Origin of the sequence: Flavobacterium commune (assembly GCF_001857965.1) — a bacterium.
Lineage (GTDB): Bacteria > Bacteroidota > Bacteroidia > Flavobacteriales > Flavobacteriaceae > Flavobacterium > Flavobacterium commune.
Genome location: NZ_CP017774.1, coordinates 2837495 through 2854642 on the forward strand (window position 1 = coordinate 2837495; position 17148 = coordinate 2854642).

At 36.8% G+C, this 17148-nt stretch carries 6 protein-coding genes; 1 reads left to right on the top strand and 5 read right to left on the bottom strand.

The features are described 5' to 3' along the window. Positions 1-148 precede the first annotated feature (148 nt). Entirely contained in the window at positions 149-601 is a 453-nt protein-coding gene (locus BIW12_RS11885) for a DUF4442 domain-containing protein (protein WP_071185312.1), read from the top strand. Between the two features lie 49 nt (positions 602-650). Here the strand turns inward: BIW12_RS11885 and BIW12_RS11890 are convergent, their stop codons facing one another. From BIW12_RS11890 to BIW12_RS11910, 5 genes are all read right to left on the bottom strand, one after another. Next, a complete protein-coding gene (locus BIW12_RS11890) occupies positions 651-10655 on the bottom strand; it encodes a LamG-like jellyroll fold domain-containing protein (RefSeq protein WP_071185313.1) in 10005 nt (3334 codons plus the stop codon). 412 nt (positions 10656-11067) lie between these two features. Further along, positions 11068-12075, bottom strand: a complete 1008-nt coding sequence (locus BIW12_RS11895; protein WP_071185314.1) for an FAD:protein FMN transferase — start codon at positions 12073-12075, stop codon at positions 11068-11070. Positions 12076-12285: 210 nt separating this feature from the next. Next, positions 12286-14460 (bottom strand): PepSY domain-containing protein, encoded by a 2175-nt coding sequence (locus BIW12_RS11900; RefSeq protein WP_071185315.1) that lies wholly within the window; start codon positions 14458-14460, stop codon positions 12286-12288. A 12-nt stretch (positions 14461-14472) separates the two neighbouring features. Beyond that, a complete protein-coding gene (locus tag BIW12_RS11905; protein ID WP_083382115.1) occupies positions 14473-14955 on the bottom strand; it encodes a DUF2271 domain-containing protein in 483 nt (160 codons plus the stop codon). Positions 14956-14959: 4 nt separating this feature from the next. Further along, entirely contained in the window at positions 14960-16474 is a 1515-nt protein-coding gene (locus tag BIW12_RS11910; protein WP_071185316.1) for an ankyrin repeat domain-containing protein, read from the bottom strand. Positions 16475-17148 lie beyond the last annotated feature (674 nt).

Genomic DNA, 17148 nt, shown 5'->3' on the forward strand with positions numbered 1-17148 from the left:
TTTTAGTGTATAGTAATTTCTTATACAAATATATGTCTTAAAACAGGTATTGTGTATTGCAAAGTACTTAAAATTAACATATAATTAACAAAAATGAATTCAGGAGAGCTAACTAATTATTTTGTATATTAGTTTCAAAACCAATTTAATGAAACTTACGGTCGCAAAACTCAATCGCTTTTTGTTATTCAAATTACCATCGGCATACATTTGTGGTGTGCGGGTAAAAGAAATCGATTTTACTAGTTGTAAAGTGTCAGTAAAACACAGATGGATTAACCAGAATCCTTTCAATTCCATGTATTTTGCTGTTCAGGCAATGGCAGCCGAATTAACCACAGGAGCTTTAGTTATGATGCATATTCAAAACAGTAATCGAAATATTGCCATGCTGGTTGCTAGTAATAAAAGTAAGTTTACCAAAAAAGCAACTGGAAGAATTACTTTTGAATGTCAAAATGCAAATCAGATAGAAATGGCTATACAAAATGCAATAACAACTAGGGAAGGGCAGACTTTTTGGCTAAAATCTATTGGTACAAATGAAAATGGGGAGCAGGTTTCAGAGATGGATTTTGAATGGACTATTAGGTTAAAATAAAAAAACACTTCCATTACTGAAAGTGTTTTTTGGGGAAATTAGGGTTTGCTTATTTGATAATTATTTTTTGGTAAAACTCACCTTTATTGGTTTTAATAAGAACCAGATAGACAGCCCAACTTAGGTTTCTAACAGGGATTTGAATGTGATTTTGATCGCTATCTGTAATTTTCCAATTATCGATATTTTGTTTTAAAATGCTGAATAAAGCAACTGATTTAATAGTTACATCTGAAAAATAGTTTCTAATATTTAGCATTTGATTTTCATTAGTATAATAAGTTATAATTCCATTTTCGATAGTAGTTTCGTTAATGCTGGTTAATCGATTCACAAATTGTAATGAGAAACGCCCAGTATATTCTCCTGCTGCTAATGATATATCCAGATTTGCTATTCTTAAATCATGATATGTTTTTGTAACATTGTCATAAAGGAAAATATCAAGATTGTTAGGAACATTTTCTAGGGCATCAATTTTTATGGTTGATTGTCCTTCATTGGCAATTTTAATTCCTAATGGTATGATTTGTTCAGTACCAAAACTTGGAATTCCCTGGATTATTACAGGAGTGTTTTCTAATTCCCAATACATATCATTGTCGTTAACGTCAATCATTCGGGCATCATAACCAAAATCAAATTGATTGGTAGTATTAGGATCAGTACCAACGAGTATTTGTCTGTGAGTGGCAATTGGGGAGTCAAATCCTAATCTGATTTTCATTCGTTTGTCAACAGTTTCTTTGTCAGCAAAAGAATTTTTGTCGTTGGCAACTTTCATAAAAATAGCGTTCCCCGAAGTTTCTCTAACAAAAGCACGTTGACTGTTTTTAAATGAAAATGTTCCTCCTTGCACAACACCATTTGAAGAAGCATTTATATAGAAAGCCTGTCCTACCGGAATATAACGTTGTGGGATTTTTGAACCTGTTGCACCATTGTTTACATTAAGAGGATCGTTAGCAATAGCTGATACACCTCCAGTTAGGGTATAGACCGCATAACCTCCTTCGTATTGGGCTAAAACGTGATTGTTTGATAATCCAAAATGATCCCAGAAATATAGTGCACCACCAAAAGTATTTATTGTTCCTTTACAACCAGTACAATCTTTTAAGTTATCTTTTATAAATTCATCTGCATCTAATGCACTTGGATAGGGATTTCCTATTAAGTAGGTTTGGTTTATCGCAATGAACTTGTTAATAGTTCCTGAATTAGGTTTTCCGGTAAAGACATAGTTTTGCGTAGCGTTTATGGTAGCCGTTCCGCCAGTTCCTTTCATGGTAAATCCATCAGCAGCGGCTATAAGTCCTGTACTGGCTTTATATTGCCATTGCCAGTAGTTATCCCAATTTGAATTTGAAGCAGGAGTTAGTGAACTATAAGTCCAAATCCATCGATTACTAATTTTAATTGGACTGGAGAGTGGTCCATCAGCAAAATAAGCACCATCACCAAAAGTTATCGCTTTTGGGTTTGACGAATCAGTACCGTCTCTTAATATATTAAACATCGCATAAGTAGAATTATTAGCAGCTCCGCGATTGCTTACTGGCGAAGACCAGTAATTGTAATTAAAACTGTTTTTCTTGCCTTGTTGGTCTATTTCGATAAAGCCTGTGCTGCTTTCTTCAAAAATACTTTCGCTGTATTGGGCTAGGGTATAGCGTTTTTGAACCAATTGTGATTCTCCAATTAAATCAATTTTTCCATCTAATTTCAAATAATGTGTTATCCATAACCCATGCCCCGGATTAGTTTCATTTTGAGTACCTGAATTTGTAATTATTAATTCATTAGACAATACAATAAGACCTAATAATGTAAGATCTTGGGTGTTTGATGTAACCTGATGATTGAGTCTAACAATATTCCAATTTATAGGTTGGTTGTTTATTCCAGAACTATTAGGAACATTCCAGACATCAAAATGAGTCCATGTATTATCAGTATTCCAGGTTTGATTGGAAACTCTGGAAGTGTATGGAATAGGAGCTGTTTGTTGTTGACTTGAGTTTATATTATGCAGTCTTCCACTAATTCCTTTATATGCTGCCAAATCACCACAGTTGGTATTCATTCGATAATAACCTAAAAGATTATTCCATAATAATGGATTGTCTTCTATACCGTTTTGGTCACTATCTGTTCCGTAAATTTTCATTGGAATAACAACACCTCCCACATCAGAACCTGAAATATCAATTTCTTGGTTCATCATTTGTCTAATTTGTTCTACTCCAATAGCTTTGTTCCATATTTTAAGTTCGTCAATCCAGCCATGAAAATAGTTGGTTGGAATGTTCGTTGCTGTTTGATCCATAGCACCCAAAAGTGCTTCAATGTTATTTGAAGTTGCTGTAGGAGTAGCTCCATTTTTCGTAGCTATTTCTAAACCATCAACATATAGTTTATAAGTTGATCCATCAAAAGTGACTGCCAAATGATACCATCTGTCAGTACCAATGGAATACGAACCGGATGTTACATTGTTAGCTCCGGAAGCATTGTACCAATTGAATCTTAGCTGACTATTAACGATGCTTAAATCATAACCACTGTTATTACTTCCGTTATCTTTTCTGGAGAAAACAGTTCTTGTACCATCAGTTGAATTTGGTTTTACCCAGGCTTCGATACTAAATGCAGCATTGAGATTGTAATTGTCTTTAAAAGAAACATAGTCATTATTACCATCAAAATCCACCGATTTACAATCAATAACCGTAATGTTTACTTCATCAAAACAACCATTAGTGAGCGTCCATCTCAAAGTGTAGCTACCCGGATCAGCGGTAAAAACGGCATTTGGGTCTGTTGCGCTGGAAAAAACAGCTGAATTTCCACAAGAAGTAGTACTGGCACTTATAATAGTCCATGTTCCTGTAATTCCAGTTCCAGGATAGTCGGTGTCTCCCGAAGCTGTATCAGGAACTACATAGAGATTGCTTTTCCAGGCTCCTTTATTGTAATTGGTTACGGCAGAAACGGTATTGTCATAAGCATTTAATTGCAGTGTGTTTTCGCCACAATTACTCGCAAGCGGAATGTAGTCTTCTCCTGCGTAGGCTAAACTGGTGTTGATATTAACATAATTAGTTCCGGCATCATTATCAGTTCTACAACCATTTACTAAAGTAGTTACACCATATTCTCTAATTCCGGGAGTTACAGGGGTAACAGTTGCTGTTGTTCCAGTGGCAATTACATTTCCGTCTTCATCTGTCCATTCTAACTCATCATCAACAGTACCAAAAGTAAAACCAACATCGTCTATAGCCCAACCACTTCCAACGTTAAAAGTTTGGTTATTGGTGCAATTATTAGAAGCATGTTTTGGGAAAGTTACATTGTTACAACTACCTCCACTTGGCCCGGAATTAAATGTAAATCTAACACGCAATCCTGCAAGTCCTGCGTAAGGTCCTAAATTGATTGAGGTATATCGAAACGCATCAGCTACAAGATATTGTTTAGTACAGGCAGAACCTCCTGAACCTTTATAAGCACGAACACCTGTAGTGTTTCCAGCTGTTAGTATGTCATTTTGCATCGTATTCAATGTCACTGTATAAGTATTTCCAGCGTCAAAAGATAATTCGATTTTTCCAGAACCACCATTACAGAAATAGTAAGCGGTATAGAATGTTAATATTGCTTCACTGGAAGTCATTCCTATAGTACTGAAAACAGGAGTTTCTAATGTTGTAATTCTGTTTGCTTGAGCGGCATGTGCAATAGCAAATTTTGTGTTGTCTGAAGTGTCATAATTAATTCCGCTAAAAGTTGTATTTGGATTGTTGGTAGAGTTGGTTTCTTTCCAAGTTGGCTGTTCATTATTATTTCCACTGGCAGGGAATTCGCCATCTTTGCCATCCACACGCCATCCGTCAGGTTGGGCATAATTAAATTTTCCTCCTTTACCAAACTGTCCTTCGGGTTGATCGTAAAAACTTTCGGCATTTACAGTTACTGAATCTCCCAGACAAATATCTAAAGCGGTATGACTCACAATAATAGGCGGTTCATCAGGAGGTAAGAATCTTGCATAGGCTTCGGCAGAAGTTTTAACAAGAGAAGGATTGTCTGCATCGGTAATTCTTAGTCTGACAAAAGTATCGCTTGTTAACCCAATTAAAGTATAAGTTAATAAACCAGCAGTATTAGGAATGCTTATCCAGGTTTCGCCATTATCATTAGAATATTCCCAATTTAAAACATGTGAAGCTTGCAAATTATAAGTCCCAATAGCTTGTAATGTAAATTGGATGTCTTTAGGAACTGTAATTCCACCAGGACAGGCTGTAACTTCTACTAATGCGCTTGGCGGTTGCGGGTTATCCGGAATAGGGTTTATTATAACTCCAGTTAAATAAGTAAATAGATTCTTTGGAGGTTCGACAGTAACGGTTGCTGTACAGCTATTTGAATTTCCATTAACATCTACAGCAGTTAATGTCGTTGTGGCGGTATAAAGGTTAGGGGAATCAGGAAAAGTACTAGGAGATACACTCAAAGAGGCAATTCCGCAAGCATCATTTGATCCATTGTCAATATCTGAGGCTTTAATGTTGGCAACTCTGGAAATAGGGTCAATTACAACAACAAAATTTTTGCAAATCATTGTTGGAGGTGTATTGTCAACTACTGTAATTACAGCATTACAGCTATTACTGTTTCCATTATTGTCATATACTGTAAAAACTACATTGTTAGACCCTACATTACTGCAATTAAAAGCATTTGGAGACACCGTCATATTTACAATTCCACAATTATCAGATGAACCGTTATCTAAATTTAAAGCTGCGATATTTACAGTGCCGCCTGCACTTAAGTTAGCAGTGTAGTTTTTACATACTGCAGTTGGTGCAATGTTGTCTATTGCACTAACTGTAAATGTGCAAGTACTTGTTCTGTTAGCATCATCTCTTGCTGTAAGTGTTACTGTGGTTATGGCAGCAGAAATTAATGTTCCCGGAGTCGGACTTTGTGTAATAGTCAGGTTAGTATCACAGTTGTCTGAAGCCGTTGCAAGTGAGGTGTAATCCTGTAAAGAAAATTGACAATTGTTGTTGTAATTAACATTTTGATTTCCAGGACAACTTATAGAAGGATTCTCATTATCAATTACAGTAATGGTCTGATTACAAGAAGCTGTTAATCCGGCATTGTCTGTTACTGTCCAGTTAACGGTTGTATTTCCAATAGGGAATTGATAGGTGGCAGTATTAATTATAGTTCCGGATACACTGGCAACCACAGAAGCAATCCCACAGTTGTCGTTTGTTGTAGGTGTACCAATGTTTACCGTTGTATAACAGTCACCGGTTCCGTTTGCACTAGTATTAGCGCTGATATTTCCGGGGCAAGTAATTGTTGGGGGAACATTATCTGTAACTGTAACAATTTGATTGGCTGTTGCAGTGTTTCCCGAACTATCGGTTACGGTCCAAATTACGGTAGTATTACCTAACGGATAAGTTGTTGATGGATGATTGTTAGTTACCGATGCGACAGCACAGTTATCAGCAGTTGTAGGAGTTCCTAAAGCCACTCCGGTTGCAGTACAAGCGGTATTTGTAGTTGTGTTAATTGTAGGAGGAGCTGTTATTGTAGGTTTGATATTATCAGTTACAGTTATTGTTTTAGATCCTGTGGTAGTGTTTCCGGCAGCATCAGTAACGGTATAATTTATAGTTGTTACTCCTCTGTTAAAGACATAAGTTCCTATTTGTCCTGATGTAGTTGCTGCATTTGTAGCTCCGCTTAGCGAATAAGAAATTGAAGAACCACTACAGTTGTCAGAAAAGGTTGTGTTTGTTACTACAACCGAAGCAGTACAAAGACCAGCATTCGTATTTGCAGTTTGGTTTGCACCAACAGTTAAGGTTGGATTAGTCAAATCTTTAGCCGTAATCACCACAATTTCAGAATCTATATTTCCGGCAGCATCGGTAGTGGTTACGGTAATATTGATTGTTCCGTTGTGAACGGCTGCTTGCGTTGTTCCCGCAGCCGGACTTTGAGTGATGGTAGTTCCTGTACAATTATCGGTAGCTGAAGAACCGTCCACTAGATTTGGAATGGTAACCAAACAACTTGCATTTAAAGTTGCATTTTGGTTGGCTTCGGCAGTTAAAACAGGAGCTGTCAAATCTTTAGCCGTAATCACTACAATTTCAGAATCTGTATTTCCGGCAGCATCAGTAGCTGTTACGGTAACGTTGATTGTTCCATTGTTTACAGCAGCTTGTGTTGTTCCCGCAGCCGGACTTTGAGTGATGGTAGTTCCGGTACAATTATCGGTTGCTGATGAACCGTCAACTAGATTTGGAATGGTAACCAAACAACTTGCATTTAAAGTTGCATTTTGGTTGGCTTCGGCAGTTAAAACAGGAGCGGTCAAATCTTTTGCAGTAATTATCACAATTTCAGAATCTGTATTTCCGGCAGCATCAGTAGCTGTTACGGTAACGTTGATTGTTCCATTGTTTACAGCAGCTTGTGTTGTTCCCGCAGCCGGACTTTGAGTGATGGTAGTTCCGGTACAATTATCGGTTGCTGATGAACCGTCAACTAGATTTGGAATGGTAACCAAACAACTTGCATTTAAAGTTGCATTTTGGTTGGCTTCGGCAGTTAAAACAGGAGCGGTCAAATCTTTTGCAGTAATCACCACAATTTCAGAATCTATATTTCCGGCAGTATCGGTAGCGGTTACGGTAACGTTGATTGTTCCGTTGTGAACGGCAGCCTGAGTTGTTCCCGCAGTAGGGCTTTGAGTGATGGTAGTTCCAGTACAATTATCGGTAGCTGAAGAACCGTCCACTAAATTTGGAATGGTAACCAAACAACTGGCATTTAAAGTTGCATTTTGGTTGGCTTCGGCAGTTAAAACAGGAGCGGTCAAATCTTTTGCAGTAATCACCACAATTTCAGAATCTGTATTTCCGGCAGCATCGGTAGCGGTTACGGTAACGTTGATTGTTCCGTTGTGAACGGCTGCTTGCGTTGTTCCCGCAGTCGGACTTTGAGTGATGGTAGTTCCGGTACAATTATCGGTTGCTGAAGAACCGTCCACTAAATTTGGAATGGTAACCAAACAACTTGCATTTAAAGTTGCATTTTGACTGGCTTCGGCAGTTAAAACAGGAGCGGTCAAATCTTTTGCAGTAATCACCACAATTTCAGAATCGTTATTTCCGGCAGCATCAGTAGCGGTTACGGTAACGTTGATTGTTCCGTTGTGTACAGCAGCCTGAGTTGAACCCGCAGCCGGACTTTGAGTGATTGTAGTTCCAGTACAATTATCGGTAGCTGAAGAACCGTCCACTAAATTTGGAATGGTAACCAAACAACTTGCATTTAAAGTTGCATTTTGACTGGCTTCGGCAGTTAAAACAGGAGCGGTCAAATCTTTTGCAGTAATCACCACAATTTCAGAATCGTTATTTCCGGCAGCATCAGTAGCGGTTACGGTAACGTTGATTGTTCCGTTGTGTACAGCAGCCTGAGTTGAACCCGCAGCCGGACTTTGAGTGATGGTAGTTCCTGTACAATTATCGGTTGCTGATGAACCGTCAACTAGATTTGGAATGGTAACCAAACAACTTGCATTTAAAGTTGCATTTTGGTTGGCTTCGGCAGTTAAAACAGGAGCGGTCAAATCTTTTGCAGTAATTATCACAATTTCAGAATCTGTATTTCCGGCAGCATCAGTAGCGGTTACGGTAACGTTGATTGTTCCATTGTTTACAGCAGCTTGTGTTGTTCCCGCAGCCGGACTTTGAGTGATGGTAGTTCCGGTACAATTATCGGTTGCTGATGAACCGTCAACTAGATTTGGAATGGTAACCAAACAACTTGCATTTAAAGTTGCATTTTGGTTGGCTTCGGCAGTTAAAACAGGAGCGGTCAAATCTTTTGCAGTAATTATCACAATTTCAGAATCTGTATTTCCGGCAGCATCAGTAGCTGTTACGGTAACGTTGATTGTTCCGTTGTGAACGGCTGCTTGCGTTGTTCCCGCAGCCGGACTTTGAGTGATGGTAGTTCCTGTACAATTATCGGTTGCTGATGAACCGTCAACTAGATTTGGAATAGTAACTAAACAACTTGCATTTAAAGTTGCATTTTGGCTGGCTTCGGTAGTTAAAGCAGGAGCGGTCAAATCTTTTGCAGTAATCACTACAATTTCAGAATCTGTATTTCCGGCAGCATCGGTAGCGGTTACGGTAACGTTGATTGTTCCGTTGTGAACGGCTGCTTGCGTTGTTCCCGCAGCCGGACTTTGAGTGATGGTAGTTCCTGTACAATTATCGGTTGCTGATGAACCGTCAACTAGATTTGGAATAGTAACTAAACAACTTGCATTTAAAGTTGCATTTTGATTGGCTTCGGCGGTTAAAACAGGAGCGGTCAAATCTTTTGCAGTAATCACCACAATTTCAGAATCTGTATTTCCGGCAGCATCGGTAGCGGTTACGGTAACGTTGATTGTTCCGTTGTGAACGGCTGCTTGCGTTGTTCCCGCAGTCGGACTTTGAGTGATGGTAGTTCCGGTACAATTATCGGTTGCTGAAGAACCGTCCACTAAATTTGGAATGGTAACCAAACAACTTGCATTTAAAGTTGCATTTTGACTGGCTTCGGCAGTTAAAACAGGAGCGGTCAAATCTTTTGCAGTAATCACCACAATTTCTGAATCGGTATTTCCGGCAGTATCGGTAGCGGTTACGGTAACGTTAATTGTTCCGTTGTGAACGGCTGCTTGCGTCGTTCCCGCAGCCGGACTTTGAGTGATGGTAGTTCCTGTACAATTATCGGTTGCTGATGAACCGTCCACTAAATTTGGAATAGTAACTAAACAACTTGCATTTAAAGTTGCATTTTGGCTGGCTTCGGCAGTTAAAACAGGATTGGTAGTGTCTCCAACTGTGATTATTACAGGAGTTGTGTAAGCCGAATAACAAGCTACTCCATTTAAAATAGATACCGTTCTTCTTTGGTAGCTTGTTGTGGAAGTTAGTGTAGGAGGACTGTAGGCTGCCAATGTTGCTCCTCCAATGGTTTGAAAACTGCCACTAGCATTGGTTTGCCATTGATAAGAAATGGTTCCATCTCCGGTTCCATCCATTGTAGAAGTAAGTGGGTCAGACACTGTTCCACTACAAATCATTTGAGTATTACCAATAGTTCCCGGAGTAACCACTGATTGTATTGTAACGGTTTTTGTTTCTGTATTAGTAAAACTGCTTCCATCAGTAACACTAAAGGAAATACTGTATTGTCCTGAAAGCGCAGGTGTAAATGAGGTTGTTGTTGAGGTGCTGTTAGTAATGGCAACCGCATTATTATTTGGGTCTTTTACAGTCCAAAGATAAGTTACACTACCATTTGGAGTTCCTGTATATCCACCTGTTAGTGCTATATTAGTTCCATTGCAAAGGGTTGAAGAAAAATCAACAGGGTTTATAATGTTGGCATTTAGTGTTCCTGATCCGGCAACGATTTCTCCAAATGTTAATACGTCGCTATTACCTGATCCATTACAAACAGCAATTAATTTGTTGTCAATGTATATTTCGGTATTATTGGAACAGGCCCCTGAAATAGTTCCTCCAGCATCGATTTTAATAACTGCGTTGTTGGGTAAATACAATTGTGTTTTTTGGTTGGTAAAATTTAAAATACCAGTAGCAGTTAGGTATAAAAGCGGTGTTTTTAAATCAACTTGTTTCGGATTTGAACCTGCTAATAAATTTAAAGTTCCATTAACAATTAAATCTCCTATTGAAGTTGTAACCAGATTTGTGGAAACCGTAATTGTATGGCTAGAATTAATCGTAACAGCATAGTTTCCATTAGCCTGACCAGGATAATTCAAAGCAGATTCCCAATTAAGTGTTGTGCCATTGTAAATTTCCCATGAAGAAGCAGATTCCCAATTACCCGTAGCTTTTGATTGGAAATCACCATCTGCCTGACTGTAAGCGGAAAGGAAATTAAATATAATAAATAGTAAGAATAAGTATTTTTGTTTCATGATTAATCCGATTTAAATTCAAAAAACAATTTTTAAATATTTTATCAAGCTTTAATAGGGTATGTTTTTTTAGCCTGAATATTTTTTGATAGAGATTAATAGTTTCTCTTCTAGGAAAAAAGGTGAATGTTTTTTTTGAGTAAAATTCTCAATAAACAGCTAGGATCAATTCTTGGATTGTTACTATTTAAAGTAATAGTGTAAAATTAAATATTAAACCGCGGTAATTATAGTTTAATCGATGATAGGCCGTATATCTCGATAAAGTACATTTTATTTGATGGTGGCTTTTTTTGAAAGTATTATTTTACGTTGCTTTGACTTAAAATAAGATTTTTAATACTTTAAGAAGTGGGTAGTTTTTCAAAATAATAATCCTGAAATCTGTTTTTTTAGAGGAAAGATTTTAAGATTATTTATACCTTTTTAATAAATGCTTAGGGAAGTTTTTAGATTTTATCATTTTCCCTGAATCGGTAATTAGAATAAAATAATAATCAGGATACTGATCTAGTAGTTTTACAGCTTTTTTTTTACCTAAAACCATAGCCGAGGTACTAAAACCATTAGCAGTTTCAGCATTAGGACCAAAAACGCTTACGCTACACAATCCCGTTGCGGGATAACCTGTAGTTGGATTAATAATATGAGAATAACGTTTTTCGTTAAAAACAACAAACTTTTCGTAAGAGCCAGAAGTAGTGACAGCTCCTTGTTTCAGGGAAATTGTAGCTAAAATTTGGCTTGGATCAAAAGGATTTGTGATGCCAATATTCCAAGGTTTTCCGTCAGGCTGTGTTCCCCAAACGCTCATGTCGCCTGTGGCATTTACAATTCCGGATTGGATTCCTTTGGCAAGCATCATTTGTTGGCATTTGTGGGTGGCATAACCTTCGCCAAGTGCACCGAATCCAATTTTCATTCCTTTTAATTTTAAGAAAATAGTCGAATTGATACTGTCTAGGATTATGTTTTTATAACCTACTTTTTCAACTGATTTTTTAATCGCTTCGGGAGTTGGCATTTCGGTCATGGAACCGTCAAATTTCCAAATACGATCCATGGCGGCAAAACTAATATCAAAAGCGCCATTGGTAATTTCAGAAAAGTGTAAAGCTCTTTTGGTTAATTCAAAAAGTTCTTTGTCCACTTTTACAGGACGAATCCCTGCATTTTGATTGACTTCTGAAACTTGTGAAGTAGGTTTCCAGTCGGAGATGAGGTGTTCGATACGGGCAATTTCGGCAATGATGACATCAATATTTTGTTCGGCAGAAAGAGAATCCTGAGCTACAATATTAATATCAAAACGACCTCCCATGAGCATTGTCGATCTTTTTCGTAACACTTGCGAATGACAAGAAAAACCAAATAGCAAAAAAGTAAAGAAGCTTATAATTGTTAAGGATTTGGTTTTCATTCGTATATTAAATAAAATTAATAACAGTCCGCTTAAGCGGACACAATAAAAAAATAGGCCACTGATGAGACTGATTGGACAGATAAAAACAGATTTTTTATAGCTCTTTATAAACTACAATCAGCGATAATCCGTTAAAATCAGCTTCACCTGCCTGTCGGCAGACAGGTCTGTGTGCCATTCTCAATGATTGATAAGAAAGTCATAAAATTAATAACAATCAGTCAGGATTTGCCCTTTGACTTTGTATTCAGAAAGTGTTGTGTTATTTTTAGAAATACAAATAGCGTCTAATACTTTTTCGACATCAAACTGCATGGCCAGTGCACCACAAATCATAATTACGCCATCATTTTGCAATAAATTAGCAAAGAAATCAGCGTCAATTTGGATTAAATCCATCACATAATGATGGTTGGCTTCACGGGAATATGCCAGATGAAATTGTGTTAAATATTGTTTTTGCATCATTTCTGAAGCAAAATCCTGATAATGCTTCGTGATTTCAGTTTCTTGGCGAAATCCGGAATACAAGTGAATGTAGGTTTTTTTCTTATTTTGTGCAATCATTCCCAGAAAAGGAGCGATTCCTGTTCCATTTGAAATTAGAGCAACCTGGCTTGCTTTTTTGGGAAAATGAAAAGCGTGATTATTTATAATTTGAGATTTGATTGTATCTCCTGGTTTTAGATTGTATAAAAATCCGGAACCTAAACCGTTAGGATGCAATTTTACGGCTAATTGAAGATTTCCATTTCTTTTTCCAATAGAGTACAAACGTTCGCGATTGTCATTAGCCGGATAAATAGCCAAGAGATCTCCTGATGTGAATTTGCTTCGAATTCCGGCTCTTAAAGTCAATAAAAAAGTTTGGTCGGTTTCTGAAATGATGGTTTTGTCTAAAACCATTAATTGTTGCAATCCCTTAGGAATATGATTGTAAACCGATGGAGTAGTGCTTAATGAAATCCCCGTTTTGGCACTCCATAGTTGTACCCAATTGACAAATTCTTCGGCTGATTTATCATTTACGGTTTGTAATTCTAACAAGCGATTGGTCCAGGTTTTAGTTTCTAAAAGGGCATCAACTTCTTTGGCATAACCACAAAAATCAGGATAGGATTTGGAACCAAAACCAATTACAGAATAATTAATAGTTTGATGTTGCGAATTTTTTTCTAAAAGCGATACAAATTTACTGGCATTAGAAGGTGAATCACCTAAGCCATAAGTGGAAGTGAAAATGAGTAAATGTTCCGCTTTTGGGTAAAGCGTATAATTGTTTAGTTGTGCCAAATGTGCTTTTTCGTCATTATCAATGATTTGTTTCAAAATAGCATTGGCAAAGCGCAACGAACTTCCGTTTTCTGAGCCTACTAATAAAATATATTTGCTTTCCTCGGCTTTGAATTTATTTTTAATGCGGCTTGCTCTTCTTTTAAAGGTCATAGCAAATCCCGAATAGATAAAAAACAGAATGTTTAAAGAAGCTAATCCGAGAATAAATGCCCAAATACTATTGGCTCTTCCGGTGTGTAAGTCCAAACTCAAATCGGCTAATAGGGCTGAGGCAGGGTAAAGTTCTTCTGAAATAATTTCGTTAGAATATTGATTGACTTCTATTTTTCGGTCTTTTAGTTCGAAAATATAATAATCCTCTTCATCGTCTGAAAAAGGAAATTCTATTTTAGTAACCTCGGCTAAAGGAGTATTTTTTAAATCGAATGTTTTTTTAGTTTGAGTTGTTGTTGGGTTTTCGGTTTGGTTTTCATTTTCGAAAAGATGAAATCGTTCCATTGATAAATAAGTTCCCGAAAGTGCTATAATCAAGATGGGAATTAATGCCAAACGCCCCAATAAAACGTGGTAGTATTGTGCAAAATATTCTTTGATAATTTTAGCGAAGAAGTTGCGTAAACCTCTTTGCCTATTGATAACAAGAGCAAAACCTGACATAGCAATTAATACTAATAAAAAAGAATTAATTCCTATAAACAATCGTCCTGTTTCATGTAGAAATAAAGAGCGGTGAAGTCCGGTAATCCAATTAATAAAATCACTTTTCTTAGTTGGAGTACCAATGATTTTTGCTGTTTCTGGATTGATATACGCATTGACATCGTTTCCATCATTATCAATCGCTTGTAAAGTAACAAACTGATTGTGGTCGATACTTAATTCGGTTATTTCGGGATAGCTTTTTCGAAGTTCAGGCAGGGTTTTCCCCAATGTAATAGCATCGAAATTTTCCACCCGATGGGCAGGTATTTTCTGCTGTATAGCATCTACTGCAAGTATTGTACCTGTAACGGATGCGATAATTAAAAATGCAGCAGAAAATACCGCCAAAGCGAGGTGTGAGTACCGCCAAAAAGAAAGAGTCATTTAGCTATGCTTTTAAATTTTGCTTAATCTTACGTAGCGGATGTATCCTTTTCCTTCCGATTTTGCTGCAATTCCAGCAGTTGTAAGTGGAATTTCTACATCGGAAACATGGTATTTTTGATTTTCAACTGCCGATTCGAAGCGCAATTTATATCCTTTATTAATTTTAGAATCATCAATTTCAATTGTTGTCATGCTGCGATCTCCACCAGTAACTGAAGCACCAGTGATAGCACTAATGTTAGAAGGTTTTTTAGAGTTGAATTTATGCCATTCTTTTAAACTGTTGTACCATTTTTTGTCGTCTCCCATTACGTAAAGTGTTTTTTCGTAATCACCTTTGGCATTAATCAAAGAAACTACTACATAAGCGCCTTCGCCAGCATAATTAGACATTTGAAGCATACATTTGTATTTGCTGCTTTGTGCGTTAGTCTGAAAAGAAATAAGGAAAATAAATGCGCCAGCTAAGGCTGTTTTAATTAATGAGTTCATTTTATTATTTTAAAATTTCAACAGAAATGTTGTTTTTAGTTAGTGTTTCGTTTTCTTTGGCTAAGTCGTAAGCACTTTCGTCAAAGTCGGTTTTAATATCTTTTTTGGCACCAATGGACAATAAGTATTTTATAATGGTATCATTGTCTGCAATCATAACAGCTTTGTGCAAAGCGGTTAATCCGTCTTTGTTTTTGGCATTTATATCAATATTTAAATCGGCTATTTTTTTTAACAAAAGTAAATCATTTTTTAGTACTGCAAAATGATACAAAGTACTTCCGTCTTTTTGTGCTTCAGCCAGTTTCAAACCATTATCTTGCAATAATTTTATTTTTGTAGTAAAAGGGTCTGCCTTAGGCGCATTGCTAGATTCTGGACCACGTCCTCCCATCATTTGTGGACGATACGATTGGATTAAATAGTAGCCTAAGTTGTTGTTGTCTTTGTCCAAAACAGCAATATTAGCTTTTTTGCTCAATAAAAGCTCAACAGTTTCCGGAGTTCCTGACAAGATTGCTATAGATAATGCTGATTCCCCTTTTGCATTTTGAACGTTGATGTCTTTTACTTTTGGAAGTAATAATTCCAGTGCCTGAGTATCTCTGGCAGCGGCTGCATTCATTAACACCGTATTTCCATCGTTATCAGCTTTGTTAACCTCAACTCCTTTGTTTAAGAAATAAGTGATAATTTCGGATTGATTGGGTTTGCGCACTAAATAGTGTAATACGTTTTCTCCTTCATTAGAAACTACACCTGGATTTAGCTTTAAATCATCTGTTAAATATTGAAAAACTTCAATGGTATTCGCTTCACGACGAGAACCCTGAGCAGCAATAATAAGTGCATTGTCAGTAGCTTTTACCCCTTTTTGTAAAAGTGTTTTCAAAAGCTCAATATTTCCTGTTCTGGCTGCGTAATTAAAAGCAGTATTACCATTGTTGTCTGTGTCTTTTAACGAAAGTCCTTTAGCAATAAAATAATTAGTTAGGCTTAGATCTTTGTCATTTGCTATAGCCAAAAGTAAGAGAGTAGCTCCGTCTTTGTATTTTTTCTTAACATCTAATCCGGCTTTGAAAAAAGCGTCATACAGGGCTGTTTTTTTTTGACCGGCATTAATGGCAAATGTTATAGGAGTAGTTCCGTGGCTGTCTTCAAAATGAATATCTGAACCTTTAGCAATTAAATAGTTTACTATTTCCAGATTTCCTTTGCTGGCTGCCCAATGCAGATAGATACGATTATCATGAGTTAATTTGCTTACCGTATTTCCTGGTTGTTCCAATAAAAATTTAATAGTTTCATTTGGAGCCTCATTATTAATGGCATAAACCACAGCGTCAAAAGCCATTGGATTGCTTGCAGAAGGATTACTTCCTTTTGCAATTTCTGCTTTAAGTGCAGTAACATCAGGAGATGTTTTCCAAAAAGACGGTTCTAATAGTGAATTTTTTTGTTGAGCTGTAGCAAAGAAAGTAGTAGCCAAAGCAAGAGAAACAAATAGATTTTTCTTCATTATTTTATTATTTTACAATTTTAGACAGGATTTTTCTTTTTAGGTTTAATTTGCTTGTTCTATTTAGAATAAATAAAAATAAGGCAAATGTAAAAATAAAAAAAGGATTAACAATTGTAAATAATATGTTTTTTAGAAATATTTATGTTAAACTCAGAATCCGCATTAGTATTTTGTTGATTTTTTTGTCACGCAGATTATGCTGATGGTTGCAGATTTTAGGCTTTAAAAACAATTAAATAATCGTGTGAATTCGCTTCATCTGTGTTAAGTGTCTTCCAAATGTGTAATCCAGGTTAAACTCAAATTCATCCTTAGTAGTGCTATGCTGTTGCAATTAATTTTTTAATACACCAGCTATGCACAAAATTCTCATGCTGACGAAGGAAGCATCTCCGCCACTAACTAGATAAAGTATTAGTTTAGGTTATTTGCTTAATGTTGCGAACATGGAAGATTTCCACTTTATTGCGTTGCTTAGCTTGTTTGGCGAAGTCAGGAGACTTCGCCGAGCTTGGCGCGAAAGGATTCGCACGAGCGTTGAAAATACAGCCTGTTTTGTCATTTCTAAGAATGAGGAATCGCACATGTTACTTACGTTTTGTGATTTCTCCTTCGTCGAAATGACACAAAATAAGCTTAACTTAATGACATTGAACGAGAGCCAGTGTGAA